Genomic DNA, 26,257 nt, shown 5'->3' with positions numbered 1-26,257 from the left:
GAAATGCCTGATAACCCTATTTCTGAAGATACCCTTCCTGACGACGAGCCGCAGATTTTTCGGGTCACCGATGAAATGCCTCTGGAACGTCTGGATAAAGTGCTGGCGCAATTAGTTCCCCAGCACTCCCGTAGCCGGATACAGACCTGGATTGAGCGTGGCCACGTGCTGATTAATGGCAAGGTTGCCCGTGTGCGCCAGAACCTGCGAGAAGACGACATTATCACCGTCTATGAACAGCCTTCCCCTGAGGAGGGGGCGTTCAGGCCAGAGCCCATTGAGTTTGAGGTGATGGGTGAGAGCCCTGACTGGATTGTCGTCAACAAACCGGTCGGCTTAGTCACACACCCCGGTGCGGGCAACTGGAGTGGCACGCTATTAAATGGCTTGCTTTATCGCTATCCTGAGCTGGCGCAGGTGGCACGCGCAGGTATTGTTCACCGTCTGGACAAGGACACCTCCGGTTTGTTGGTCGTGGCCAGGAATGAGGTCGCTCAAACACATTTGGTGCGTCAACTCCAGGCACGCACGATGGGACGCGAGTATCTCGCCCTTGCCCATGGGCGCATGCTGGGTGTGGGGACCGTTGATCGTCCTATTGGTCGCGATCCACGCGTGCCCGTGCGCATGGCTGTCGAGCGCCCCAGCGCGCCCAAAGCCGCGATCACCCATTATTCGCTGATGCGTGTGGGTGAGTATCACGACTCTAATATTTCTCAGGTCAGTTGTCGCCTGGAAACGGGACGCACCCATCAGATTCGTGTCCATTTGGCCAGCCTTGGCCATCCCCTGCTGGGTGACACGCAGTATGGAGGGCGGATCATTGGAGACGCCAATCGCCAGATGCTGCACGCCTTTCAACTCCGTTTCGAAGATCCGGGTACAGGCGACGAGGTGGCGTTTACCGCTTCGCCCGCTGAAGATATGCTGCGCGTCCAAGAGCAGATTCAATGGAAATAAATACCCAAGGCTCTCTTGCTGTTGTGCGGCCCGCGCGCGCCTGGTCTGGCGTTAGGGCTTTTTGCACAACTAGGCAGGGGGGGCTGGGTACCGCACCTTTTGACACCTTTAACTTAGGCCTAGGTGCTGGTGATGTTCCAGAGGTCGTGTTAGCGAATAGACAACTGCTCAATCAACAGCTTCCTTCGGAGCCAGCTTGGCTCAAGCAAGTGCATGGTGTGCGTGTCGTCGATGCCGATGATGTGAGCATTTTTGCACCCAATTTGCCTCTTCTTGAGGCCGATGCGTCTGTGACGACCTGCCCAGAGCGAGTACTGGCAGTGCTGACTGCAGACTGTCTCTCTGTTGTGCTGTCGGATGATCGTGGTTCTGTGCTGGGAGCCGCCCACGCTGGCTGGAAGGGCCTTGCCGCAGGCGTTCTTGAGGAAACTCTTGCACTCATGCTGCGCAAACAGCCAAAAGGCTCAGGATGGCGAGCTTGGATCGGCCCAGGTATTGGCGCCGCAGCCTTTCAAGTGGGGGCTGACGTTCGGGATGCCTTTGCGGCTGAACTCGCGTTGCAGCCAGACCTCTGTTTTGCCGATCCCGAGATGGCTGAGCGCTGGAGGCTCGATCTGGCAGGGCTTGCCCAGTTACGTCTTCACCGTATGGGTGTCAGGGATGTTGAGCAGAGTCATTGCTGCACGGCTGCCAACCCTAAGCAATTCTTTTCTTATCGGCGAGATCGTCAAACCGGACGGATGGCAACGGTCGCGTGGATGGTCTCACATCAGTCATAAGCATTGTTAAAAATCACAAATCGATCAACAGTCCCGATTTGCGTCCGTTTCCCCTGATTGACAATCTTTCTAATGCAGCGCAGGATTGGGTCGCTACGTGCTGATAAAGGTCACGATTTGAATTTCCCATTTCCTGAAGGCTGGGTGCCTCCAGCTAGCCTCTCTCCCGAAGCGCTCGCCAAGATTCAACATGATTTTTTGGAGGGGTGGCAACGTATCTCTAAAGACGCTGCTGATGGTCATTTGACCCCTCTCAAGGACAGACGCTTTGCGGCGCCGGCATGGGCGAGCAGCCCACCGCACTTAATGATGGCGCATTTGTATTTGCTGTCTGCAGAGGCCATGAGCCGCATGGTGTCTGCCTCTGCGGCAGAGCCAGACGTTAAAAACCGTCTAGAGTTTTCGATTAGCCAGTGGCTGGATGCCTTGTCGCCCGCTAATTTTTTAGCCACGAATCCAGAAGCACAGGCCGCCTTGGTGGACTCTGGGGGGGAGACGCTTGTGGCAGGCATGCAAAACCTGCTGTCAGATCTGCAAAAAGGTCGTATTACCCAAACAGATGAGACTAAATTTAAGCTTGGTGAAAATGTCGCAACCACGCCAGGTTCGGTGGTGTTTCAAAACGCCTATTTTCAGTTGCTTCAATACGCCCCAAGCACGCCCACGGTGTTTCAACGACCGATCTTGCTAGTGCCTCCTTGTATCAACAAATTTTACATTCTTGACTTGCAGCCAGAAAATTCCTTGGTCCGCTATTTGGTCGAGCAGGGCTTGACGGTTTTTTTGATGTCTTGGCGCAATCCTTTGCCAGAAGAGTCCGATGAGATGGCTCAGGCGACTTGGGATGATTATTTAGAGCACGGCATTCTCAAGGCCATTGAGGTCACGCAAACGATTTCTAAGCAGCCTCAAATCAACGCGCTCGGTTTTTGTGTTGGCGGAACAATGCTCGCAACGGCGCTTGCCGTTGCTGCAGCCCGGGGAGAGGAGCCAGTCGCGGCGGTTACGATGTTGACTGCCATGGTGGATTTTCATGATACGGGTTCGCTCGGCGTGTTTGTCGATGAACAACATGCAAAATTACGCGAGGGACAAATCGGCCAGGGTGGCTTCATGTCCGCCCGAGAATTGGGATCGACCTTTTCATTTCTGCGTCCAAATGAGCTCGTGTGGAATTATGTCGTTTCCAATTATTTAAAAGGCGAAACGCCGGTCGCATTTGATTTGTTATTTTGGAACAGCGACGGAACGAATTTACCGGGCCCATTTTTTACTTGGTATTTCCGTCATACCTATTTAGAAAATAAACTCTGTCAGCCCAACTTCTTGACCTGCTGCGGCGTGCCGATCGATATGCACAAAGTGAAGATCCCTGCGTTTATTTATGCTTCGCGTGAGGATCACATCGTGCCTTGGCGTTCGGCCTTTGCGACCTTGTCTTTATTTTCGGGTGACAAGACGTTTGTGTTGGGCGCATCTGGTCATATTGCAGGTGTGATTAATCCGCCTGCTAAAAATAAACGAAGTTATTGGGTGGGCACTTCAAAGGCTGATCTCAAGGATCCGGATAAGTGGGACCAGCAGTCCGTCGAAAAGCCCGGTAGTTGGTGGCCAACTTGGGTCGAGTGGCTGAGCACACACAGTGGTAAGCGTGTGCGTGCACCCAAGCAAGCTGGTCGAGCGCCGTATCACGTACTTGAGGAAGCACCAGGTTCCTACGTTAAGGTCAGGGCAGTCTAAGTTCAGTTCAATGCATGTTGTGCAGGATAACTTCGGAGATTCAATATGAGTGCAAAGATTGCGTATGTTACGGGTGGAATGGGTGGAATTGGTACCGCGATTTGTCAGCGATTGGCCAAAGAAGGCATGACAGTGATTGCGGGCTGTGGTCCGAGTCGCGACCACCAGCAGTGGATCGACGAACAAGCTGCGTTGGGCTATACCTTTTATGCTTCTGTAGGAAACGTCTCCGACTGGAACTCTTGCGAAGCCGCGTTTAAAAAAGTAGTGGCTGAACACGGTCCAGTCGATATTTTGGTGAATAACGCTGGCATCACACGAGATGGTGTTTTTCGTAAAATGACCTCTGATGATTGGCGTGCTGTGATGGACACCAACCTCAACAGCCTATTTAACGTGACTAAGCAAGTCATCGACGGCATGGCTGATCGTGGTTTTGGGCGTATTATTAATATCAGTTCTGTGAATGGTCAAAAGGGACAGTTTGGTCAGTGCAACTATGCAACAGCCAAGGCCGCGATTCATGGCTTTACGATGTCGCTTGCGCTCGAGGTCGCCAGCAAGGGCGTTACGGTCAATACTGTTTCACCGGGCTATATCGGGACTGACATGGTGCGGGCGATTCGCCCGGATGTGCTTGAAAAGATTGTTTCGACTATTCCTGTCAAGCGCTTGGGACGACCAGAGGAAATTGCTTCGATTATCAATTGGATCGCCTCTGAAGAATCTGGCTTTTCGACCGGCGCAGACTTTTCTCTAAATGGCGGTTTACACATGGGTTAAGCTGTTTGACAGTCTGAGTGTTGAGTAACGAATGAACAAAGCAGTTAAATAGACAATAGATCTGGGGACAGTAATGACTGAAGCAGCAGCAGGCGCATCCGCACGCCTGATTAAAAAATATCCAAATCGACGCTTGTACGACACGCAGACCAGCACCTACATCACGCTTGCGGATGTCAAGCAGTTGGTGTTGGAAAATGAGTTGTTCAAAGTGGTGGATGCGAAGTCATCCGAAGATTTGACGCGTAGCATTCTTCTCCAGATCATTCTCGAAGAGGAAAGTGGCGGTATGCCAATGTTCTCTTCAACGATGTTGGCACAAGTGATTCGCTTTTATGGCCACGCCATGCAAGGCATGATGGGAACGTATCTTGAGAAAAACATCCAGGGGTTTATGGAGATTCAGGAGCGCATGGCCGATCAGTCAAAAGGCCTGTACGGCACTAATCAGTTTGCACCGGAAGCATGGTCGCAATTTATGACCGCCCAGACTCCCATGGTACAAAACATGATGAATAGCTATGTGGAACAGAGCAAAAGCCTGTTTTCTCAGATGCAGGACAAAATGCAAGATCAGACACGTGCCATGTTCTCGACCTTTCCTTTCCCGCCCGGAACCTCGGGCGAGAAAGGAAAAAACTAAAGGTCTTAGCCCTGCTTGACGCGCAGGGCAATATGATCCAAAGCCTCTTGCACCTGGTCGATCAAAATCAAACAGAGATCACCAGGTTCTAATTTGGCAAGTGCAGTATCGATTGCTAAAAACTCGCCTCTGATCTCGACGATGTCTTTTGTGCGTGAGACATTGACCAGCCCCTGCTGCAAAAGCGCGAGCACCTCACCATCCTCTCGGCCACGCTGGCATTGATCCTGATACAAAATTGCCTGATCAAACGCTTCGCCAAGAATTTCAGTTTGACGCACGATATCTTCATCGCGACGATCGCCTGCACCACTAATCACGACCATTCTGCGCTTGGCCGGCATCGTTTCAATCGCTTGAATCAGTGCCTGAATCGCATCTGGATTATGTCCGTAGTCAGCAATGACCGTGGCGCCCCGATAATCAAACACGTTAAAGCGCCCTGGTGCCGTTTGAGCGTCATTCACAAAGGTTGAGAGACCGGTGGCAATTGTTTGCCAGTCGATGCCCAGTGCCCATGCTGCAGCGATTGAGGCCATCGCATTTTCATTTTGGAAGGTGATGCTACCGTTGCGCGTCAGTGGAATCGCCTTTAGCGCGAGTCGGTGCTCAGTACTACCTTCAGCCGCGACAATATTGTCTCCATCGAGATACACCACCCGCTTGCCTTGGGCGCGATGCGTGTTGAGGGCGGGGTGTTGGCGGTCACTTGAGAAAAGCGTCACGGAGCCCGGACAAACTTCGGCCATTTTGATGACCATGGGATCCATGGCGTTGAGCACGGCTGTGCCATGAGGCGCTACGTTTTGAACGATGACGCGTTTGACTAACGCAAGTGTATCGACCGTCGTGATGAAATTCATACCGAGGTGATCGCCCATGCCAATGTTGGTCACGATGGCCACGTCGCACTTGTCAAATGCTAATCCCTCTCGCAAAATCCCGCCACGCGCCGTTTCAAATACTGCGGCATCGACATCAGGGTGCATGAGTACATTGCGTGCACTACGCGGTCCGCTACAGTCTCCAGTGTCGATGCAGCGATGCTCGATATAGACACCGTCAGAGTTGGTCATGCCAACGCGTTTGCCGCTTGCACCGAGTAAATGTGCGGTCAGTCTGACGGTAGTGGTTTTCCCATTGGTGCCGGCGACAGCGACCACTGGTATGCGGGCGTTATCTCCATCGGCGAACATGGTCGATACGATCGCTTCACCCACGGGCCGCGCTTTACCAAACGAGGGGCTGAGGTGCATACGCAGGCCGGGAGCGGCATTGATCTCGACAATTCCGGCGCGCTGCTCTTCCATGGGCTTGACGACAGTTTCTGCTACGAGGTCGACACCCGCAATATCGAGTCCGACCATTTGCGCAGCGGTCACCATGCGGGCGGCTAGTTCAGGGTGCACCTCATCCGTGACATCCGTTGCGCTGCCACCTGTGCTCAGGTTGGCATTGTTGCGCAACAAAATACGCTGACCATTCTCTGGAACGGATTGGGCGTTTAAGCCTTGATTGGCCAGCGTGGCTAAAGCAATATCATCCAAGCGAATTTTAGTTAGTGCTGTGGCATGACCATCGCCGCGCAAGGGGTCTAAGTTAACCGTCTCAACGAGCTGGGCAATCGTATGTTGACCATCACCGATGACGCTTGGTGGATCACGTCTGGCGGCTGCGATGAGTTGGTTGCCGATCACCAGCATTCTAAAGTCGTGACCGGGAATGTATTGCTCAATGATGACATCGCGACTGATTGTGCAGGCAACGTCAAAGGCTTTGTTGAGCTGTTCGCGCGTTTCGATGTTGACTGCAACGCCTTTGCCTTGATTACCATCGCGAGGCTTGACGACAACCGGCAAACCGATTTGGTTGGCGATTTCCCAAGCATCATCTGAATTGGTCACGACATGTCCCTGGGGAACTGGCACGCCAGCGGCTTGCAGCAACATTTTGGTCAGGTCTTTGTCCTGGGCAATGGCTTCTGCGATTGCGCTGGTGCTGCTGGTTTCAGCGGCTTGGATGCGTTTTTGTTTGCTACCCCAACCAAACTGGACCAAGCTACCCTCAGTCAGACGACGATAAGGCACACCCCGAGCAACCGCGGCATCCACAATGGATCCAGTACTTGGGCCGAGGCGAACGTCTTCGTCGAGTTCGCGCAGCTCAGCGAGCGCTTGTTTGATATCAAAGGCAGTGTCGTCTAGCGCGGCCTGACACAAACTCTCTGCGAGTTCGAGGGCGCGTCGACCGACAGGCTCTTCGGTATATTGAAAGACAATTTGAAAGACATTTTGCTCAGGCGTTGAGGTTGTTTGACCAAAGGCAACCGGGCAGCCCGCTGCGGCTTGCAAACCAAGTGCAATCGCTTCAATCGCGTGCGCCACTGTAATCGGATCTTTATGTCCAAAAGGACGCAGGGGCTTGATTTCTGGAAATCGTGCTCGCAGTCGTGTGACGAAACCGGGCATCTGATCCAGGTCAGCTTCGTCGCCTGAACACGTCACAACTGCTTCGATGGCAGTGTGGCGACTCCATAAATTAGGACCACGTAGCGCGCGAATTCTAGAAACTTCCATTTAGATTCCTGAGGATGAGGAGGTTGGACGAGTGTAGTGGATGAATCAGATTAGTTCAGTTCAAAAGCAATCAAACCTGCTTCGATCAGCTCAGGACTTAATCCGAGCGACCAGGCTGCAGCAGCAGCAGCGAGCACACTACTGATGTGCTCATGGCGAGTACCTTGTTGCGTGACCGGAATGGAGGCCATCGTACAGAGATTTCGGCGAACCGAGCCCTCGGCCAAAATCAGTTGGCCGTGATCGATAAAGACTGCGCGCTGACCATTGGCAATATGGGTGACAAGAGCGGGCAGATTGGCCTGACTGCCAAAGAGTGTGACGCGACCGTCACAAAATTGAGACAAGGCCATGACGCGTTGGTCATCGGCATTCAGGATAGCCATGCCATGTGGAAGCACCACGTCCATCTGAGTGCGGTAAATGTTAATCAGATCAAGCTCGTCGCGGATCTCATATGCGGCAAGATCTTCGGTCCAATCTACGTTGGTAATGACGCCAACCTCGCAACGCTCGTAGGCAAGGCCTTCAGTCAAAATTTGTTTGCAGCCATTTTCGATAATGACCGCTTCAACTTCACGGTTTAACAGTATGCGTCGACCGTTTGCATGATCTGCGCAGTTGCCGGCGTGTAATCTGCGCTGGTTGACGAACAAGCCATCACTGCAGGCCAGCCCAGTTCTCCAGCCATGCAAAGAAAGAAGCTTGAAAAGAAGTTTGCTTGTCAGTGTTTTGCCGCGTGTGCCAGTAATGCCAACGACAGGGACCCTCGCCATATCACCGGGTGGAAAGGTGTAACCCACGATGTCGCGGCCGACTTGACGTGCTTTGCCCTGCGCGGGCTTGAGGTGCATCAACAAGCCAGGACCTGCATTGACTTCAACGATGGCGCCCTGTTGCGCACCGAGAGGTTTGGAGATATCAACGGCGACCAAGTCGATGCCCGCGATGTCGAGACCCACAATTCGGGCTGCAGTGCAAGCAACGGCTGCCACCTCTGGATGAACCTCTTCGGTGCAGTCAAAGGCAACGTTGCCGTTACGTTGAATCGTAATCTCTTGGCCTGCTAGAGGCACGTCATCAGGTGTAAAGCCTTGTCGCTCAATTTCAAGTGTGGCAGCGGCATCTAGTTTGACAAAATTAAGGGGCTGATCTTCTTCGTGTCCACGGCGTTGATCTGCATTGAGTTGAGTATCAATCAGTGTTCGGATGCTTTGTTTGCCATCACCCGTGACGCAGGCGTGCTGTCCTTTGGCGGCTGCGATGAGTTTGCCACCCACCACGAGAAGCCGGTGCTCATTGCCACGAATGAATTGCTCAACCAGAACCCCTGAGCCTTCCTCAATCGCGACACAATAAGCTCGCTTGATTTCCTCGAGAGTGGACAAGTTTGTAAAAACGCCTCGACCATGATTGCCATCACTGGGTTTGACTACGACAGGCAGCCCTAAATCTTGTGCTGCGTCCCAGGCGTCTTCGGCGCTGGAGACCTCTCGGCCGATCGGTACAGGCACACCACAGGACTGAAGCAAGCTTTTAGTCAGATCTTTGTCGCGAGAGATGGTCTCAGCGATGGCGCCCGTGTTGTCTGTTTCTGCAGTCCAGATGCGGCGCTGATTGACACCGTAGCCCAGCTGTAAAAGATTGCCAGCACTTAACCTGATGGCAGGGATATCACGGTCATCCGCAGCATCGACAATGCAAGCGGTGCTGGGGCCCAAGCAATGAAGCAGACGAAGCTCATGTAACGCATCGATCATGTGGCGGACGTCAAGCGGTTGATCACTGAGAGAATCGAGGATCAGGGCGCGCGCGAATTTCAGCGCTTGCTGCGTCACGATTTCGTGCCACGCGCGCACGACGACTTTGAAGAGGCCGGGTTTGGAGGTGGGGCGCGTTTGGCCAAAACCTCCTGGCATGCCTGCGCGTTGCTGCAAGACGAGTGTGAGGTGCTCGAGCAAGTGAGGAGACCACATTCCCGAGGCTAGCAAAGAAGGTGTGTCCCTGGACGCTTCGATGCCGGGACCTGGATGTGTGAGCGAGGGGAGGGCTTGGCACAAGCGCTCATAGGCAGCACGCATCGTTGCGGCGGGCAGTGCCTGAAAGCCGTCAAACTGTATCCAAGCCTCGATCACTGGGCGGTAGGTCCAGATATTCGGCCCGCGCAAATGGATAATGCGCTGAGTCGAGATGTCACATGTGCTCATAAGAAACAGTTTAGGCTGCAGAAGTAATGGTTTGTTGCGCTGCACAACGCCGTGCATGTGTCATTATCGCAGCAAAAAGGGGGGGTTGGCAGCGCCTAAGTCGCGGATGGTTCAATGCAAGACGCATATGCTAGTTATACTTGCAATGTGAACACATTTTTGAGCCAAGCCAAATTTCCCCAATGAACAGCTTTCTGTTGCAGTCGGCGTTTCAGACTGACGAGCCCCTTCTGTCGCAGCAATGACACCTCTCTCATCCTCTGAGCACTCACTCAGCCCATCCATGCCAAGCAGCTGGTCAGACACACTGACGGCGATGCTAGAGCCGGGTGAGCACGTGATCGCTTGGTTAGAGCCTGATTTAGACGAACGTCTTTACTTTGCCTCTGGCGCGCTCGTGTTGTCGTCGCGACGTTTGTTTGCACGAGCCCCGGGTGCCTCGGATTGGCTGGTTTGGACAGTGTCCATTGCCCAGTCGTTTCAGCATCGTGATCATGCCGGTGTGGGTTCGATAGAATTATTTGACGGCTCGACTCGGCTGGGTATTTGGCGTCATACGCTTGGTATGGTTCCCGCCGTCGCACGAATGGTCGAATTGTTTAGCAACTTACAAACCAAGCTGCGCGACCCCCAAGCTGAAATTGTCGTTGACGCAGCCGCCTGTCCTGCCTGCGGAACGCCTTTTGCTCCAGATCAAGACGAGTGCGCAGTGTGTGAGGCTAAGCCAACGGGTCCAAGTGATACTTGGGCTTTGCTTCGTCTTGCCAGGTTTGCCAAGCCCTACCGAGTGCCATTGTTGGTGGGTTTGCTGTTGACGCTCATGTCGACTGCCGCTTCGCTCGTCCCGCCTTATCTCACGATGCCGCTGATGGACGACATTCTGATTCCTTTTCAGAATGGCAAGCCAATTGACTACGATTTAGTGACCCTTTATCTGACAGGTTTGGTGGTGGCAGCTTTGCTGGCATGGTTGCTGGGTTGGGCGCGAACGTATTTGTTATCTTGGGTCAGCGAGCGAATGGGTGCCGATCTGCGCACCACAACCTTCAATCATCTGCAGACTTTATCCCTACAGTTTTTTGGCGGGAAACGTACCGGCGATTTGATGGCCCGAATCGGCAGCGAAACCGATCGCATCAACCTGTTTTTATCCTTGCACTTTTTGGATTTCGTCAACGATGTGTTGATGATTCTGATGACGGCTGCGATTCTTTTATCGATTGACCCCTGGCTTGCCGTGACGACTCTGGTGCCCTTGCCAGTCATCATCTGGATGATTCATCTTGTTAGAGATCGTTTGCGCTTTGGTTTTGAAAAAGTCGATCGTTCTTGGAGCGAGCTGACTAACGTATTGGCCGACACCATTCCCGGCATTCGCGTGGTCAAGGCGTTTGCGCAGGAAAAGCGTGAAGTCGCCCGCTTTCGCGAAGCGAACGATCGCTATTTAGCCGTGAACGATCGCATCAACAAAGTCTGGGCGTTGTTTGCGCCAACCGTGACGTTTTTGACTGAGATTGGTTTGCTGGTGGTATGGATTTTCGGTATTACTCAGGTTGCCTCCAGCGCAATCAGCGTAGGCGTCTTAGCGGCTTTTCTTGCTTACATTGGCCGTTTCTATACCCGTCTGGACTCCATGAGCCGGATCGTGACTTACACCCAGCAGGCTGCGGCTGGCGCCAAGCGAATCTTTGATATTTTGGATCATGTTTCAAGCGTACCGGATGCGCAGCGCCCGGTTCCGCTCACACGCATGGAAGGTCGTATCGAAATCCGTAACGTGGGATTTCGCTACGGTAGCCGGACTGTGTTGCGCAATGTCAATTTGAGCATTGGCGCAGGCGAGATGATTGGTTTGGTGGGTCATAGCGGCTCCGGCAAGAGCTCTCTGGTCAATCTGATTTGCCGTTTTTATGATGTGACCGAAGGTGGCATCCGTGTAGACGGTGTGGATATTCGTTCTTATTCGCTCAACTCTTTCCGAAGCAATATTGGTTTGGTGCTTCAGGAGCCTTTTTTGTTTTTCGGCACGATTGCCGAAAACATCGCTTACGGTAAGCCGAGTGCCACGCGCGAAGAAGTGATCGCAGCTGCCAGAGCCGCCCGCGCGCACGAATTTATTCTAAGACTGCCACAAGGCTACGATTCTTTAGTGGGCGAACGCGGTCAGGCCTTGTCGGGTGGTGAGCGGCAACGGATCTCCATCGCCCGCGCGCTCCTGATCGACCCTCGCATTCTGATCCTCGATGAAGCGACCTCGTCGGTTGACACCACCACTGAAATGGAAATTCAGGAAGCGCTGGACAACTTGATCCAGGGTCGCACAACGATTGCGATTGCACATAGACTCAGTACGTTGCGTAAAGCCGACCGTCTGGTGGTGCTTGATCGCGGACAAGTGGTTGAGATTGGCAATCACGAGGATCTGCTCGCCCGCGGTGGTGCCTATCATGCACTGTATGAAGCACAGACGCGACAGGTGGATGCGGAGCCTCCTCTGCCCGTTGCAAGCGAGGCCAGCAATGGATGATTTTCAACTGACGCGTAACTTAGCCGGAAGACTTGTGTTGAGCCTCTCCGATGGCACGATGCATGAGGGCGTCATTCCCGTGCGTGCGTATCCTGTTCAATCGCCACAAGAGTTTGTCGCGTTGATGAGCACCGAGGGTAAGGAAGTACTCTGGATCGAACGCCTTGCTGAGGTGCCCGAAGATATCCGCGCGCTGGTCAACGAAGAAATCGCTTCGCGCGAAGTCATGCCGGTGATCCAGCAATTGACCAAGGTTTCCACGTATTCGACACCCAGCACTTGGGAAGTCGTCACGGATCGAGGTCCGACTAAATTTATCCTAAAAGGCGAGGAAGATATCCGTCGCCTCAATGGTGGCACACTCATCATTACGGATAGTCACGGCCTGCGCTTTTACGTGGCGGACATGCAGCAACTCGACAAACACAGTCGCCGCATTTTGGATCGTTTCCTCTAAAGCACTGTTTCCTTTTAAGCACTGCTCAAGTCAGCTTGATGAGCTGTTTACCAAAATTTTCACCTTTCAGAAGACCGACAAAAGCCTCTGGTGCCTTGGCGAGTCCTTCTGTAATAGATTCTCGAAACTTGAGTTTTCCCGCGACGACTAACTGGTAAAGGTTTTCTCTGATAGCCGGCCATGTCTCGAGCTTGTCTGACACGATAAAGCCTTGGATACGGATGCGGTTGATCAAGATGGAGCGAAGGGTTCGGTACGCATGCGGTTCGCGGTTGAACTCTGACACCATGCCGCAGAGCGCAATGCGCGAGGCAACGTTCATGTGCGTCAGCAGTGTTTCAAAAATCGCTCCGCCTACATTTTCAAACAAGCAGTCGATCCCTGAGGGCAGGGCCGCCGCGAGTTCAGCAGCAAAGTGAGCGGAGCGGTGGTCGACGCAGACATCAAAGCCGAGTTCCTGGGTCACATAGCGACATTTTTCCGGTCCGCCTGCGATGCCGACGACGCGACAGCCGTTCAGTTTGGCGAGCTGTCCCACCACGCTACCCACCGCTCCGGATGCGGCATCCACCACCACGGTTTCACCTGTTTTGGGCTGGCAAATATCGATGAGTCCCGTCCAGGCTGTGATGCCAGGCATTCCGAGCACACCCAGATAAGCGGAGGGGCTGACATGATCCGTGCGAATCAAGGTGACGGCGCTTGCATCCATGGTTGCAAATAATTGCCAGCCAGTCGCCGCGAGCACAGTGTCACCGACTGCGAAAGCAGGTGTATTGGAGGCGATGACTTGGCCAACAGTGGCTCCCACCATGAGTTCGCCTACGTTGACGCCGCGCGCATAGGATTTAGCTTCTGAGATTCGGCCACGCATATAGGGGTCAAGTGATAACCAGTGGTTTTGAATCAGGACCTGACCAGGTCCGGGAGAGGGGATTTCCGTCTCTCTCAAAGAGAAGTTCGCAGGTGTGACCCATCCATCGGGTCGGCTAGCAAGAATGATCTGTTGGTTGCGCATAGGGGCGATATGTCCGGTGGAATATAGGGTATGCACCAAGCGGTGTTTAGGGGCGCGGAGTAGTAACTTTATACATGGAGAATAAAGTATTCGCTGCAACTCGTTTCGAGACAATTAAACACCACACTGGGAGTTCCCAAATGGCTATAAAACTGACCGTCAATGGCAAATCGCACAGCATTGATGTGGATCCAAGCACCCCTTTGTTATGGGCGATTCGCGAGCAAGTCGGATTGACTGGTACGAAATATGGCTGTGGTGTGGCGCAGTGTGGTGCCTGTACCGTCATGCTCGATGGTCAAGCCATTCGCTCGTGCGTCATCCCTGTGAGCGCAGCAGAGGGCAAAAGCGTGCAGACCATCGAAGGTCTTGCAACGGATGGCAAGCTCACCAAATTGCAACAGGCCTGGATCGATCATCAGGTTCCTCAGTGCGGTTTCTGTCAGGCAGGCATGTTGATGGCTGCGACAGATTTGCTCGCTAAAAATCCAAAGCCTACTGATGCGGACATCGATATGGCGATTACAAATATTTGTCGTTGCGGAAGTTTCCAGGAAGTTCGCGCCGCGATTCACTCAGTTGCTAAAGCTTAAGGGGTCTCACATGAATGCTCGCGTCCCGAATCCTTCCCGCAGACATTTTATTGTCGGCACGACTGCCGTCAGTACTGGTCTGGCCTTGGGCTTGCAGTTTCCTTTTAGCAGCCTGGCACAAGCTGCTGGCGCCACACCTGAAATCGGTGTGTGGGTTGTCATCAAACCAGATGAAAAAGTGATCGTGCGCGTGGTGCGCTCCGAAATGGGTCAGGGCACCATCACCGGTCTGGCACAAATGGTGGCCGAAGAACTCGAATGTGACTGGAAAAATGTCACGACCGAATACCCGACTCCTGGTGAAAGTCTCAAGCGTAAAAACCCTTGGGGCTCATTTTCCACGGGCGGTAGTCGCGGCATTCGCACCTCCGAACAGTATGTGCGTCAGGGCGGTGCAGCTGCACGCATGATGCTGGTTCAGGCCGCTGCGGATGGCTGGAAAGTGCCGATCGCAGAGTGCCAAGTGTCCGAGGGTGTGATTACACACAAGGCGACGGGTCGTAAAACAACGTATGGCAAAGTGGCTGAGGCCGCCTCCAAGTTGTCCGTGCCCAAAGACATTCCCCTCAAGGACCCAAAAGACTGGAAAATTATCGGTAAGTCGGTGCAGCGGATTGATACGTTTGCTGACAAAGTCACTGGCAAGCAAATCTACGGTATGGACTTGACCTTGCCAGGTATGGTGGTGGCGACGATTAAAGAGTCCCCCGTCTTTGGTGGCAAGATCAAGAGCTTTGATGCCAGCAAAGTGTCAGGCATGAAAGGCGTGAAAAAAGTGGTGCAAGTCGGTGACTCCGCTGTTGCGGTTGTGGCTGAAACATTTTGGGTCGCCAAGACTGCGATGGATGCGTTGCCCATCGTTTGGGATGAGGGTCCAAATGCAAAAGTCTCCAGCGCATCGATTGCTGCGATGCTCAAAGAGGGACTGACCGCTGAGCAGGCCTTTGTGGGCAACCAGCGTGGCGACACCAAAGCTGCCTTGTCAGGCGCAGCCAAAAAGATTGAGTCGACCTATTTTTATCCCTTCCTCAATCACGCACCGATGGAAGTCATGAACGCCACGGCCAAGTGGACGCCAGAGCGTTGCGAAGCGTGGGTCCCGACCCAGGATGGCGAGGCCTCATTGGCTGCGGTGATCGCGGCCTCTGGTTTGCCAGCGGATAAGTGCGATGTCTACAAAATCAACTTAGGTGGTGGCTTCGGTCGTCGTGGCGCTTTTCAGGACTACACCACACAGGCTGTCAATATTGCCAAGCAAATGCCTGGTGTGCCTGTCAAACTGATCTGGACACGCGAAGAAGACATGACGCAGGGACGCTACCATCCCGTCATGATGTGCAAAATGACCGGCTCGTTTGATGCCAACAAAAAGCTGACCGGTGTGCATATGCGTTTGTCTGGCCAGTCAATTTTGGCGGCTGTTCGTCCAGCGATTGTGGAAAAAGACAAAGGCCGTGACATTTTGGTGTTCCAGGGTGTCATGGAAGGTGGCGAGCACGCCATTGGATATGAATTCCCCAATCAGTTGATCGATCATGCGATGCGCAACACGCACGTGCCTCCCGGTTTCTGGCGGGGTGTGAACGTGAACCAAAACGCGATCTTCATCGAATGCTTTATGGATGAGCTGGCGCACGAGGCCGGTATGGATCCAGTTGAGTTCCGTCGCCAATACATGGGTAAATTCCCGCGTAACCTCGCTGCAATGAATGCAGCAGCAGAGGGCATTGGCTGGAGCAAACCCGCACCTAAGGGTGTGCACCGCGGTATTGCGCAGATGATGGCTTTTGGTAGCTACGTGGCTGCAGCGTGTGAGCTGTCTGTCACAGACGGCAACAAGGTCAAGATCCATCGCATCGTGGCGGCAACGGATTGCGGTTATGCCGTCAACCCTGCACAGATTGAGCGCCAGGTATCAGGCTCCTTCGTGTATGGCTTGTCCGCCTTGTTTGAGGAAGAGTGCACGATCAAAGACGGTCGCGTTGAGCAAAAGAACTTTGACACTTTTAACTCAATTCGCCTGGCCCAGATGCCTAAGGTTGAAACCATCATTATTCAGGGTGGCGGAAAAGCTTGGGGTGGCATTGGTGAGCCTACGATTTGCGTGGCCGCACCCGCAGTGCTGAATGCTATTTTCAGTGCAACAGGCAAGCGTTTGCGTGATGTACCTTTGAAGAAAAGTGGTTTTACCTTGGTATGACGCAGCGAGTGATAAATTGGTGTTTGGCAGCGTGTTTTGTGTTGGCAGCACCATCTATCACTCTCGCTCAGCAGCTTGAGCAAAAGATCACAAGCGGGGAGGTCATTGTCGACTCCCTGTCAGGTGCCCCCGGAGATCCTGTTCGGGGGCGCGTGATTGTTTTAAGCCGTCAAAGTGGGTTGTGTATTCTTTGTCACAGCGGTCCGTTTCCTGAAGAGCGATTTCAGGGGAATCTGGCGCCTGATTTGGCAGCAAGCGCAGCCAAACTTTCAGAAGGCCAGCTTCGGGCAAGACTTGTAGATGCGAGTCGCTTTAATCCCAACACAATCATGCCACCGTATTTCAGTCGAGATCACGGCGTGCGTATTGCCCCGCAGTTCGCAAACAAGACGATGTTGACTGCGCAGGAAATCGAAGATGTTGTGGCTTTTTTAGTGAGCTTAAAACAATGAGTACAAGTCGCAGAGCATTTATTGCAGTCATGGGGGCGACGAGCATCGTTCCCTGGTTGAAGGCGCAAGCCACACCCGCGGAGGCCACGCAGGCCATTAAAAAAATTCTTGGCAACGCTCAGCCAAGGATGGGGCGTGTCAATTTAGAAATATCGCCTCTGGTGGAAAACGGCAATCTGGTGCCTATGAGTGTTTCGGTAGACAGTCCTATGACAGCGACTGACTTCGTTAAGGCGATTCACGTCATTGCCGAGGGAAATCCTCTGCCAAATATCGTTAGTTTTTATTTTGGTGCGCGCGCGGGTCGTGCGCAGGTGGCAACGCGTATCAGGTTGCAAACTTCACAGCGCCTTTGGGCCGTCGCAGAGATGAGCGACGGGTCGTTCTGGCAAGGCTCTGCAGAAGTTCTCGTGACGTTGGCTGCCTGTACCGAGGAGGTACTCGTATGAGCAAGACCTCGCGTACCGTTGTGTCGATGGCTAAAACTGCCACCAAGGGTGAGGTTGTATCGATCCGCGTGATTGTTCAGCATGATATGGAGTCTGGCTTTAGACATACCGATCGTGGTGTGCAGGTCCCCAGAGATATCATTCGTGATTTTATCTGCACCTATGATGGCGTTGAAGTGTTTCGTGCCGAGTTGCATCCTGCCGTAGGCGCCAATCCTACGTTTAGTTTTTATACCGTCGCCACGCAGACGGGCACGCTCGAATTCAAGTGGACAGGCGATAACGGTTATGCCTCGAGTGTCACGAGTCAACTGACTGTGACGGGCTAGTGTGAGCCTTTATTTTCAAGTGGAGCAGGGGGCGCAATGAGGATGGGCGCAATGGTTCGGTTTGTGTGCCTGATTCACTTGTGCTTGGGCATGTCTTTTGCACATGCCCAGCCTAAAGAGCCTGCGACACAGCCGACCCAGCTTAAGCGTCAATCCAGCTACTGGCTCATGTCTCCTGAGACGCGTGCGATGCAGGACGATGAAGCACTCAATCCTGCGACCTTTTGGGTGTTGGATGGCCAAACACTTTGGAATGCACCAGCAGGTAAAAAAAATATGGCCTGTGCCCAGTGTCACGGTGATGCTGCCGTCTCAATGAGGGGTGTTGCTGCGAGCTTTCCAAAAGTCGTCCATCACACACTGCTGAGCCTAGAAGGCCAGATCAACATGTGTCGTCAAAATAAGCAAGAGGCTGCATCACTGCCACTGGAAAGCAAACCCTTGCTATCCTTGGCGAGCTACCTGGGACAGGCCTCCAAAGGTATGCCGATTACTGTCGAGCGAACCCCCGTGAATGCTGCTGATCTCGAAGCAGGTCAGCGTTTATTTGAGCAGCGTATCGGGCAGCTCAACTTATCGTGTGCGCAATGTCACGCAGAGCGGGCGGGCCTCAAACTCGGTGGGAATCTTATTCCTGAGGCGCATCCAACGGGGTACCCGATTTATAGACTCGAATGGCAGACGGTCGGATCGTTACAACGACGTTTGCGAAACTGTATGACGGGCGTGCGTGCGGAGCCCTATGCTCTGGGCGCGAAAGAGTTGGTCCAACTCGAACTTTTTTTGATGTGGCGCGCACGTGGCATGCCGCTTGAAACGCCAGGTGTGCGGCCTTAGCCACCTGACAGGCTGTGTTCACCCTCGGCGAGTCCAGTGCCCACTAAATGCGCTGTGCAGTTCACGAGCTCGGCGCGATGAGGCGACTGAGCTGAGATGATCGTCAGAGATGTGTTGCCAATGCGTTCGGGTAAGGCGTGCGGTCCAAGGTCGACATTGTTTTCTAGCAACGCTTTGATCACTAAGCCGTGACTCACCACAATCAGTGGCCCATCAATACACGCTCTATGCGAAGCAGCAAAGGCTAGTGCTTGAGTGATGCGGGCATGGAAATCAGCCATCGACTCTCCATTCGCAGGTGCTTCGAGCATTTCCATGGCGTTAAAGCTCAGCGAGTCATGCGAGACTCCTCGCAGGTCGCCAAAATTGCGTTCCCATAGCAAGTCTGTGCTGACGGGATGGAGCCCTGTCTGGCGACTAATCGCCTCCGCAGTCTGCCAGGCGCGCGGCATATCGCTTGCCAAAATAGCGGCTGGCTTGAGTGCGCGCACGCGTGCGGCCATGTGCTCGGCTTGTGCGAGGCCGCGAGGAGCGAGAGGTGTATCAGCAGGCTGAATCGTGCGCGCTGCATTGAGCAGTGTTTCACCGTGGCGAATAAAAATAATCGACATTGCCTCTTCCTTGTACCCTTCTCATCGAGGATTAGGGCGTGAACATACTGATAAAAATGGCGGGGTCTACGCGTGCATCATTCAGGCTGACGTTCCAGTGGAGATGAGCACCGGTCACACGACCTGTTGCACCGACTTTGCCGAGTACCTGACCGCGCACTAAGCGTTCACCGGGCTTAACGTCGATGGTGGATAAGTGACAAAACATACTGATCATGCCTTGGCCATGATCGACAAAGACGGTTTTGCCATTAAAAAAATAATCACCGACCAAAATAACACGTCCCGCCGCTGGCGCCTGCACAGGTGTGCCTGTTGGTACTGCAAAATCGAGTCCAGAGTGCGGCGCACGGGGCTGATCATTAAAGAAACGCTTGAGTCCAAACGGGCTTGATAAGGGACCTTTGACTGGGCGATCTAAGAGCAAATTGCTAGGCTGCTGCGGACTAAACACTTGATACGCATCGTCTTGCAGTTTTTTTTCACGTTCGTATCGAGCGAGGTCCTCGGGACTGAGGTCGACATGTTTGTTTGTTTTGAGAGTAATACGCTGCTCACGATACTTTTTGTCCCGAACAGTGAAGGCGTGCATCGATTTTTTCCCGCCTTGCACGACCTCAATACTTTGAGAGCCAAGGCTGGCTGAAAGCGGGATACCTACGACGGCCATCCATCTTCCTGAGTCGGAACGCGTGATCAGTACGGGCTTGTCCAGATAACGCGCTGTGGGCGGGCTCTGGGTGCTTGGGTTGACTCCAGAGAGATCCACGATGGCGACGCCCCCTGGAACAGGCTGATTCAAGGTCTTGAGTTGAGCGGCAGAAAAGGTATTTGCACTTGCGAACATCGGTGCGATGAGCGCCGCAAAGGCAACTAGCAAGCAGAGTGCGCGAACTTTAATGACATGCATGCAATTCAAGGCCAAAACTTCCAAAGATACTGAGTTGGATTGTCAGGACACGAGCCAAACTGACACACCATGATGGCGCTGATGAGGTTGGCCGCCGTAATCAGAAAAAAGAGACCAATCAGAAGCGTGGCAATGCGTTTATTCACTCGAGAGGCGCTGGATAACTGGACGCGGGGGGCAGAGAGCTGATTTCGATCTAGGCAGAGCATCACAGCGCAAAACACCATCATGACGACAAAGGAAATAAAGCCCCAGGTATAAAAGTGCAGCCCGAACAGCGTCGAGCCGTAACCGGTATCGCCTGGCGCAATATGTAGCAGGATTTGTCGACCAGAGGCCGTAGCGCCTCCTAAGGCGGAGGCGAGAATGATGGCGTAATGAACGGGTGAGGCGCCAAAGCGAACATTGAGCATCATGCCGATCCCAGCAAGCGTCAGTGCGACACGTTGCAGCTGGCAAAGCGGGCAGGGCAGCTCGTTAAAAAATATCTGCCAATAAAACGCTTCGAGCAAAGAACCGCAAACAGCGGCTAAAGCGAGCGCGTTGAGCCAGAAAGACAGTCCCTGGCCGGCGGCGCTTTGTGAACGACTTGAATAGTCCATGACCGACCTTTAGAGGGAAATGTTGAGTGTGTCTGTCATGTGGTACTGGAGCCACGCCAGAAAGATCAAAAAGGTAATCCCCCAGGCGATGATAGTGGGCGTCCTTTCGCCACGCATGGTCAAGCCAATCGCAATGAGGGCAGTTAAAAAGGGCAGCATCATAATCATGGGGGTGACTTCCTGGTTGGGCCTGGCACAGGTGGCGCTTAATTAGCTTAACACTCAGCAGTGCGCTAGAGAGGACTGTTATGTTTTGTAGGATGAATATTTAAGATCAAACGGCAAAATCTGCTTGGAAAGGCTGTCCGACCCGCAAGGTCTGTCCAGCGCCCGAACGGACAATTGCATTCATACCAAAGCAGATCGCATCATGCATACGATCGAGTCGACGGTAGGCCGAGAGCGTCTCCATGACTTCGGGGGTGCTTGTGGCGGTGTAAGGATCGATATTAGGGATCGGACAGCGACCGCAGGGCTTGACCAGTTGGAGGTCAATCATTCCAGCGGCTGTGTGTAGCAAAAGATGGGAGAGTTCGTCTTCGATATGCGCATCCAGCCCCTCTAAGACCAAGTTTGGTCTAAAACGCAACATGTCCACTGCCTCAAAACCCTCGGCTATCAGGCGCTCATTTAACACCTCGAGTGCGCGTTGTGTGACGACAAGTAGTGCAAAACCATCGCTAAACATATTGGGGGCATGAAGATCACCCGTCCATTCCTTTGCCGAGAGCCGGCTTGCCTGTGGCGAAAACCGGATTAGGCGAAATTGCTTGCCTGGCACGGCTAAAAAGGCATCAAGCCATGCCGCAACCTCATCGCCCATATCGTCGCCCGGGAGCGTATCGCGCCAGACGGTGACTTGTTTGGATGTGCCAACATGGTCAAACGCAACCCGAACCTCCTGGTGGTCGGGCGCGCTCAAGTAGAGCGCTTCTCCAGTGAGCCGCGGTGTGATCCAGACCATATGGGGAATCTGACGTTGGGTCAGAAACTGCCCTTCTTGGTCGACGATCATCCATTCACGGTCGTGCAATAGACCTGTATGCAGGAGTGGCGACTCCGAAATTTCGATGCCAGCGCACGACTTGATCGGGTAAATGAACATCTGGCTGATGACGCCCGTGCAGTCTGGCATGCTGATCTTCCTATTTGTCAAAGGTCGTTCTATTCTAAAATGAAGCTCTTACTTCTGTCAGGATTTCGTTATGCCTTCATTTGATGTGGTTTCAGAGGTCGATAAACATGAGTTGACCAATGCCGTAGATCAGGCCAATCGCGAGCTTTCGACACGCTTTGACTTCAAGGGAACGGATGCTAAGTTCGAACTGGATGAGTTTGTCGTGACTCAGGTGGCCTCCAGTGCTTTTCAGCTCAAACAGATGCTGGATATTCTGCGTAGTCGCTTAAGTGCGCGCGGGATTGATGTGCGGTCAATAGACGTTGCGGATCCCTTGGAAAACTTGGGTGGCGCCCGTCAAAAAGTGACAATCAAACAGGGAATCGAACAGCCGATTTCGAAAAAATTGATTGCTGCGATGAAAGAGGCCAAGCTCAAAGTTGAAACGCAGATTACGGGTGAAAAACTGCGCGTCACAGGTAAAAAACGCGATGACCTCCAGGAAGCCATCGCGTTATTGAAAAAGGTCGATGTCCCCTTACCACTGCAGTTCAACAATTTCCGGGACTAAATCCCGGAAATTCGAAGTTGAGTGGCTCAGGCGGTTGTTAAACGCAAGCGCTTGAGCCTTGCTAGACGAGCCTTTATCGACCGCCCGTTTTTGCATCGCCAAACAACGCGGTTAAGCCGCGCGGCTGAGAGCGCCAGTATTGCTTGGGCGCTTGCACAATGGCTCCGAGTTCAGCCGCAGCGTGCCAAGGCCAGCGTGGGTCGTACAACATTCCGCGCGCCAGTGCGACCATGTCAGCTTCACCCGAAGCAACGATCCCTTCAGCCTCTTTGGCTTCAGTAATCAGTCCCACCGCCATAGTGGGCAAGCCTGTCCCTTTTTTGATGGTCGTTGCCAAGGGAACCTGATACTTGGGTCCAAGTGGGATTTTTTGCTGAGAGGAAACGCCACCACTCGACACGTCAATAAAGTCGCAGCCGCGTGCTTTCAACACATTGCAAAACTCCACACTTTCTTCGGGCGTCCAGCCACCTTCAGCCCAATCTGTTGCGGAAATTCGAATGCCCAGGCTGGTCGTCTTTGGCGTCACTGCGCGGACGGCATCAAACACCTCAAGAGGAAAACGCATGCGATTGGCTAGCGAGCCACCATATTCGTCGGTCCGCTGATTGGCGATAGGAGAAAGAAATTGATGCAACAAGTAGCCATGTGCGCCGTGCAGTTCAATGCCATCAAACCCAATGCGCAGCGCCCGTTTGGCAGACTCAACAAAGGCATCTCGGATGCGCGCCAGGCCTGCTTTGTCCAGCGCTAGCGGTGGCGCCTCAGTCGGCAGGTGAGGGATCGCGGAGGGGCCCACTGGCTGCCAGCCACCCTGCTGTGGCGAGACGAGTTGACCACCTTCCCAGGGGCGCGCGCTAGACCCCTTGCGACCGGCGTGCGCCAGTTGGATCATGATGGGCATGGAGGCCTGCTGACGCACGATATCAATCGTTTTTTTGAGCGCGGCTTCTGTTTCATCCGAATACAAGCCCACACAGCCATGTGTGATGCGACCAATGTCTTCGACCGCTGTCGCTTCAATAATCAATAAGCCTGCGCCAGACATGGCCATTTGGCCAAGATGCATGATGTGCCAGTCGGTTGTTTTGCCTTCGTCTGCGGAGTACTGACACATCGGGGCAATCACGATGCGGTTGGGAAGACTAAGCGGTCCGATTGAAATGGGCGTAAACAGCTGACTCATGTGTCTGTATCCTTGTTTTTGTGAGACTGCAAAAAGGTAATGTCGAGATTGAGTGTTCAATAATCGCCAAATGCTAACGGTCGGCGTTCGAGACTGCAAGCTGATGGGCTTCCCAGGCAAGCATTTGTACCTTTAGCGCGGCGCCCCAGCGAAATTGACCTGTTTCCCCTGTGGCGCGAACGACACGGTGGCAGGGAACAAGGTAGGCCAGCTGATTGGCGGCAATCGCAGTTCCAACGGCGCGCGCAGCACCAGGATGGCCCAAGCTCTCTGCGAGTGCACCGTAGCTTCGGACTTGCCCAAAGGGGATGTCCCTTAAGGCTTGCCAGACCTTGAGCTGAAACGGGCTACCTGACATGGCCAGTGTGAGCCTCGGCTGCGAATGCTCCGACTTGCTTATCTGAAATACTTGTCCAAGATAAGCCTTTGCTTCTTTGTCGTCACGCGCAAGGGTGCAATCCGGAAAGTCCGTGGCCAATACATCCTGAGGCTGGGGATTGGCTGTTTGCTGCAGGTGCAGCATAACGATTCCCTGCTTAGTCCACCCGATTATTCCAAATCCAAAGGGTGTTGGTCCTTGTCCATAACGAACGGTCGTAAGCGTATGCATGATGATGAACCCATAGTAAAAGGGTGGGCGTGCGCATGAGAGGTCTTGATTAGTGTAATGGGTCTGTATGGCATGCGAAAGCTAGGCGACCCGGGCATATAATTTCCTGAAACCTTTAGAGGCAGGAAATCGATGAAGCAGGTGTTGTTAGGTTGCATTGCAGATGACTTTACCGGCGCCACGGACCTGGCGAACAATCTCGTGCGAGCCGGCATGCGCGTCCTGCAGACGATCGGAGTGCCTGCAACGCCGGTCGAAGCGGATGTGGATGCGGTGGTCGTATCGCTTAAAAGTCGAACGATTGCGCCCGCCGAGGCGATTGCGCAATCCCTTGAAGCATGCAAATGGCTGCGAGCGCAAGGTGCGCAACAAATCTACTTTAAATACTGCTCAACCTTCGACTCGACGCCTCAGGGCAATATTGGCCCGGTCATCGATGCCCTCATGGACGAGTTGAAGACGGACTTCACGATCGCAACACCGGCCTTTCCGGATATGGGGCGGACTGTATTTAAGGGGCACCTGTTTGTGGGTGAGGTGTTGCTCAATGAAAGTGGCATGCAAAACCATCCTCTTACACCGATGAAGGATCCTAACTTATTGCGCGTGTTGTCTCCCCAGACCACACATCGCGTAGGCTTGATTGATCATGCGGTCGTGGCGCAAGGACAGGAGGCGGTACGCACACGCATTGCTGAGTTGCGTCAGCAAGGGGTTGGGGTGGCGATTGTGGATGCCATCAGCAACGCGGATCTTTATCGATTGGCACCTGCGTTGTCCGATATGCCGCTTGTGACGGCTGGTTCTGGCGTCGCCATTGGTTTGCCTGCTAACTTTTCGATTCAGCCCAACCCCCACTCAGCCGCACTGCCTCCTGCGGCCGGTTCAAAAGCGATTCTGTCTGGGAGCTGTTCACGCGCGACCAATGCGCAAGTGGCTGATTTTGTCGCAAAGGGCGGGGCGAGTTTTGAGATTGATCCGATGGCTTTGGTCGATGGGGTCGAGTCAGTCGCTTCTGTCGTGCAACAAGCCCTGATCTGGGCTCGCCCCAGGCTCGGTCAGCAACCTGTCTTGATCTACTCGACCGCTGCCCCGGAGGCCTTGCAGGCTGTGCAGAGCCGATTAGGCGTGGAGCAGGCCGGTGCGCGCGTCGAAGCAACGCTCGCCAAGATTGCACAAGGCTTGGTGGAGGCTGGCGTGGGCCAACTGATTGTCGCAGGCGGTGAAACGTCAGGTGCTGTCGTACAAGCGCTGAAAATGACGCAACTTCAAATCGGTGCGCAAATTGATCCAGGTGTGCCGTGGTGCACTGGACGGACATATCCAGCAGACAGGCTGATCCACGTGACGCTCAAGTCCGGCAATTTTGGTGGTGTCGAATTTTTCACCCAGGCCTTTGAACGGATACAGGCGACATGAGTCTTTTATCTCAGCCCTCAGAAACACAGCTCCGTGAGCAACTGTGCCAAGTCGGCCGCAGCTTGTTTGAACGCGGCTATGTGCATGGAACGACCGGCAATATTAGCGTCAGGCTGCCTGAGCCGGCTGGCGGCTTTTTGATTACACCGACCGATGCTTGCCTGGGTTTTCTAGAACCCGACAAACTTGCCAAAGTGGATGCAAGCGGAGAGCAACTCTCAGGTGATCGTGCCAGTAAAACACTGGCCTTGCATCGACGCATTTATCAACATTCGCCCCAAGCCAATTGTGTCATCCACACACATTCTTCATGGCTGGTGGATTTGACACTGAGAGGGGTGTGGCGCGATGACGATATCGTGCCCCCTCTCACACCATATTTCGTCATGAAAGTGGGGCATGTGCCGCTTGTGCCTTACTTTAGGCCGGGAGATGTTCGTGTCGCGGACCATATTGCAACCCTTATCGAGGCCTATCGTACGCGTGGCCTGAGCTTGCGCGCTGTGATGTGTGATCGCTTAGGGCCGCAGGTCTGGGGAAGCAACTTAGTGTCGGCGATGGCTGTACTTGAAGAGCTCGAAGAAACGGCACGCCTCTGGTTAAGGAGTGGTCGTCAAGCCGAGCCACTTTCAGAGGCCGCTATTGAGGAATGTCGACAACACTTTCAGGCGTCTTGGTAAT

At 53.6% G+C, this 26,257-nt stretch carries 26 protein-coding genes; 16 read left to right on the top strand and 10 right to left on the bottom strand.

Annotated features, from left to right (window positions below; genetic code table 11):
- Positions 1-3: 3 nt before the first annotated feature.
- The 5 genes from WBJ47_RS00610 (at position 4) to phaR (ending at position 4,905) form a co-directional block, all read left to right on the top strand.
- Entirely contained in the window at positions 4-960 is a 957-nt protein-coding gene (locus WBJ47_RS00610; protein ID WP_422244073.1) for an RluA family pseudouridine synthase, read from the top strand.
- A complete protein-coding gene (gene pgeF / locus WBJ47_RS00605) occupies positions 951-1,739 on the top strand; it encodes a peptidoglycan editing factor PgeF (protein WP_422244074.1) in 789 nt (262 codons plus the stop codon). Before WBJ47_RS00610 ends, pgeF begins: the two co-directional genes overlap by 10 nt.
- Positions 1,740-1,856: 117 nt before the next feature.
- Positions 1,857-3,479, top strand: a complete 1,623-nt coding sequence (phaC, locus tag WBJ47_RS00600; protein ID WP_424585267.1) for a class I poly(R)-hydroxyalkanoic acid synthase — start codon at positions 1,857-1,859, stop codon at positions 3,477-3,479.
- Positions 3,480-3,524: 45 nt separating this feature from the next.
- Positions 3,525-4,262 (top strand): acetoacetyl-CoA reductase, encoded by a 738-nt coding sequence (gene phbB / locus WBJ47_RS00595; protein ID WP_422242814.1) that lies wholly within the window; start codon positions 3,525-3,527, stop codon positions 4,260-4,262.
- 73 nt (positions 4,263-4,335) lie between these two features.
- Positions 4,336-4,905: a polyhydroxyalkanoate synthesis repressor PhaR gene (gene phaR, locus WBJ47_RS00590; protein WP_424585266.1), complete on the top strand. Its 570-nt coding sequence runs from the start codon at positions 4,336-4,338 to the stop codon at positions 4,903-4,905.
- 5 nt (positions 4,906-4,910) lie between these two features.
- Here phaR and cphA (WBJ47_RS00585) read toward each other — a convergent pair whose 3' ends face one another.
- Complete coding sequence (cphA, locus tag WBJ47_RS00585) at positions 4,911-7,481, bottom strand: cyanophycin synthetase (RefSeq protein WP_422244563.1); 2,571 nt, start codon at positions 7,479-7,481, stop codon at positions 4,911-4,913.
- Positions 7,482-7,531: 50 nt separating this feature from the next.
- Positions 7,532-9,688: a cyanophycin synthetase gene (gene cphA, locus WBJ47_RS00580; RefSeq protein ID WP_422244562.1), complete on the bottom strand. Its 2,157-nt coding sequence runs from the start codon at positions 9,686-9,688 to the stop codon at positions 7,532-7,534.
- A gap of 241 nt (positions 9,689-9,929) precedes the next feature.
- Between cphA (WBJ47_RS00580) and WBJ47_RS00575 the strand changes: the two genes are divergently transcribed.
- Together WBJ47_RS00575 and WBJ47_RS00570 are read left to right on the top strand one after the other, a co-directional pair.
- Positions 9,930-12,215 (top strand): ABC transporter ATP-binding protein, encoded by a 2,286-nt coding sequence (locus tag WBJ47_RS00575; protein WP_422244560.1) that lies wholly within the window; start codon positions 9,930-9,932, stop codon positions 12,213-12,215.
- Positions 12,208-12,672, top strand: a complete 465-nt coding sequence (locus WBJ47_RS00570; protein WP_422244558.1) for a DUF1854 domain-containing protein — start codon at positions 12,208-12,210, stop codon at positions 12,670-12,672. The genes WBJ47_RS00575 and WBJ47_RS00570 overlap by 8 nt, the downstream gene beginning before the upstream one ends.
- A gap of 25 nt (positions 12,673-12,697) precedes the next feature.
- Here WBJ47_RS00570 and WBJ47_RS00565 read toward each other — a convergent pair whose 3' ends face one another.
- Entirely contained in the window at positions 12,698-13,690 is a 993-nt protein-coding gene (locus tag WBJ47_RS00565) for an NADP-dependent oxidoreductase (RefSeq protein WP_422244556.1), read from the bottom strand.
- 146 nt (positions 13,691-13,836) lie between these two features.
- Here WBJ47_RS00565 and WBJ47_RS00560 point away from each other — a divergent pair, with 146 nt between their 5' ends.
- Genes WBJ47_RS00560 through soxA form a run of 6 tightly spaced genes read left to right on the top strand, consistent with a single transcriptional unit; the run spans position 13,837 to position 18,550 of the window.
- Positions 13,837-14,283 carry a (2Fe-2S)-binding protein gene (locus tag WBJ47_RS00560; protein WP_422244570.1) on the top strand — a complete coding sequence of 149 codons (447 nt, stop codon included), beginning with the start codon at positions 13,837-13,839 and terminating at the stop codon, positions 14,281-14,283.
- Between the two features lie 10 nt (positions 14,284-14,293).
- The gene (locus WBJ47_RS00555) at positions 14,294-16,483 is read left to right on the top strand and encodes a molybdopterin cofactor-binding domain-containing protein (RefSeq protein WP_422244554.1); all 2,190 of its coding nucleotides are present in this window, start codon (positions 14,294-14,296) and stop codon (positions 16,481-16,483) included.
- Positions 16,484-16,521: 38 nt separating this feature from the next.
- The gene (gene soxX / locus WBJ47_RS00550) at positions 16,522-16,935 is read left to right on the top strand and encodes a sulfur oxidation c-type cytochrome SoxX (RefSeq protein ID WP_422244568.1); all 414 of its coding nucleotides are present in this window, start codon (positions 16,522-16,524) and stop codon (positions 16,933-16,935) included.
- A complete protein-coding gene (locus tag WBJ47_RS00545) occupies positions 16,932-17,384 on the top strand; it encodes a SoxY-related AACIE arm protein (RefSeq protein WP_422244553.1) in 453 nt (150 codons plus the stop codon). The genes soxX and WBJ47_RS00545 overlap by 4 nt, the downstream gene beginning before the upstream one ends.
- Positions 17,381-17,713, top strand: coding sequence for a thiosulfate oxidation carrier complex protein SoxZ (locus tag WBJ47_RS00540; RefSeq protein WP_422244552.1), 333 nt, complete (start codon positions 17,381-17,383; stop codon positions 17,711-17,713). The genes WBJ47_RS00545 and WBJ47_RS00540 overlap by 4 nt, the downstream gene beginning before the upstream one ends.
- 51 nt (positions 17,714-17,764) lie before the next feature.
- Entirely contained in the window at positions 17,765-18,550 is a 786-nt protein-coding gene (soxA, locus tag WBJ47_RS00535) for a sulfur oxidation c-type cytochrome SoxA (protein ID WP_422244551.1), read from the top strand.
- Here the strand turns inward: soxA and WBJ47_RS00530 are convergent.
- From WBJ47_RS00530 to WBJ47_RS00510, 5 genes are all read right to left on the bottom strand, one after another.
- Positions 18,547-19,161: a histidine phosphatase family protein gene (locus tag WBJ47_RS00530; RefSeq protein ID WP_422244550.1), complete on the bottom strand. Its 615-nt coding sequence runs from the start codon at positions 19,159-19,161 to the stop codon at positions 18,547-18,549. The two genes, soxA and WBJ47_RS00530, sit on opposite strands and share 4 nt — an antisense overlap.
- Before the next feature lie 31 nt (positions 19,162-19,192).
- Positions 19,193-20,071 (bottom strand): peptidoglycan DD-metalloendopeptidase family protein, encoded by an 879-nt coding sequence (locus WBJ47_RS00525; protein ID WP_422244549.1) that lies wholly within the window; start codon positions 20,069-20,071, stop codon positions 19,193-19,195.
- Positions 20,072-20,076: 5 nt separating this feature from the next.
- Positions 20,077-20,673, bottom strand: coding sequence for a disulfide bond formation protein B (locus WBJ47_RS00520; RefSeq protein WP_422244547.1), 597 nt, complete (start codon positions 20,671-20,673; stop codon positions 20,077-20,079).
- Positions 20,674-20,682: 9 nt separating this feature from the next.
- On the bottom strand, positions 20,683-20,841 hold the full coding sequence (locus WBJ47_RS00515) for a DUF5993 family protein (protein ID WP_422244546.1): 159 nt from the start codon (positions 20,839-20,841) through the stop codon (positions 20,683-20,685).
- 106 nt (positions 20,842-20,947) lie between these two features.
- Positions 20,948-21,808: an MOSC domain-containing protein gene (locus tag WBJ47_RS00510; RefSeq protein WP_422244544.1), complete on the bottom strand. Its 861-nt coding sequence runs from the start codon at positions 21,806-21,808 to the stop codon at positions 20,948-20,950.
- 70 nt (positions 21,809-21,878) lie between these two features.
- On the opposite strand from WBJ47_RS00510, the gene WBJ47_RS00505 reads away from it, so the two are divergent.
- Entirely contained in the window at positions 21,879-22,361 is a 483-nt protein-coding gene (locus WBJ47_RS00505; RefSeq protein ID WP_422244542.1) for a YajQ family cyclic di-GMP-binding protein, read from the top strand.
- A gap of 73 nt (positions 22,362-22,434) precedes the next feature.
- On the opposite strand, the gene WBJ47_RS00500 is transcribed toward WBJ47_RS00505, so the two are convergent.
- Together WBJ47_RS00500 and WBJ47_RS00495 are read right to left on the bottom strand one after the other, a co-directional pair.
- Positions 22,435-23,547 carry an NADH:flavin oxidoreductase/NADH oxidase gene (locus WBJ47_RS00500; RefSeq protein ID WP_422244541.1) on the bottom strand — a complete coding sequence of 371 codons (1,113 nt, stop codon included), beginning with the start codon at positions 23,545-23,547 and terminating at the stop codon, positions 22,435-22,437.
- Positions 23,548-23,620: 73 nt separating this feature from the next.
- A complete protein-coding gene (locus WBJ47_RS00495) occupies positions 23,621-24,157 on the bottom strand; it encodes a methylated-DNA--[protein]-cysteine S-methyltransferase (RefSeq protein ID WP_422244540.1) in 537 nt (178 codons plus the stop codon).
- 132 nt (positions 24,158-24,289) lie between these two features.
- Here WBJ47_RS00495 and otnK point away from each other — a divergent pair, with 132 nt between their 5' ends.
- Positions 24,290-25,576, top strand: coding sequence for a 3-oxo-tetronate kinase (gene otnK / locus WBJ47_RS00490; protein ID WP_422244539.1), 1,287 nt, complete (start codon positions 24,290-24,292; stop codon positions 25,574-25,576).
- Positions 25,573-26,256: an aldolase gene (locus WBJ47_RS00485; protein ID WP_422244537.1), complete on the top strand. Its 684-nt coding sequence runs from the start codon at positions 25,573-25,575 to the stop codon at positions 26,254-26,256. Before otnK ends, WBJ47_RS00485 begins: the two co-directional genes overlap by 4 nt.
- The last annotated feature ends 1 nt before the right edge of the window (position 26,257 follow it).

It is taken from the genome of Zwartia sp. (assembly GCF_049655405.1).
GTDB lineage: Bacteria > Pseudomonadota > Gammaproteobacteria > Burkholderiales > Burkholderiaceae_B > Zwartia.
This window is presented reverse-complemented; position numbering and strand designations above follow the sequence as displayed.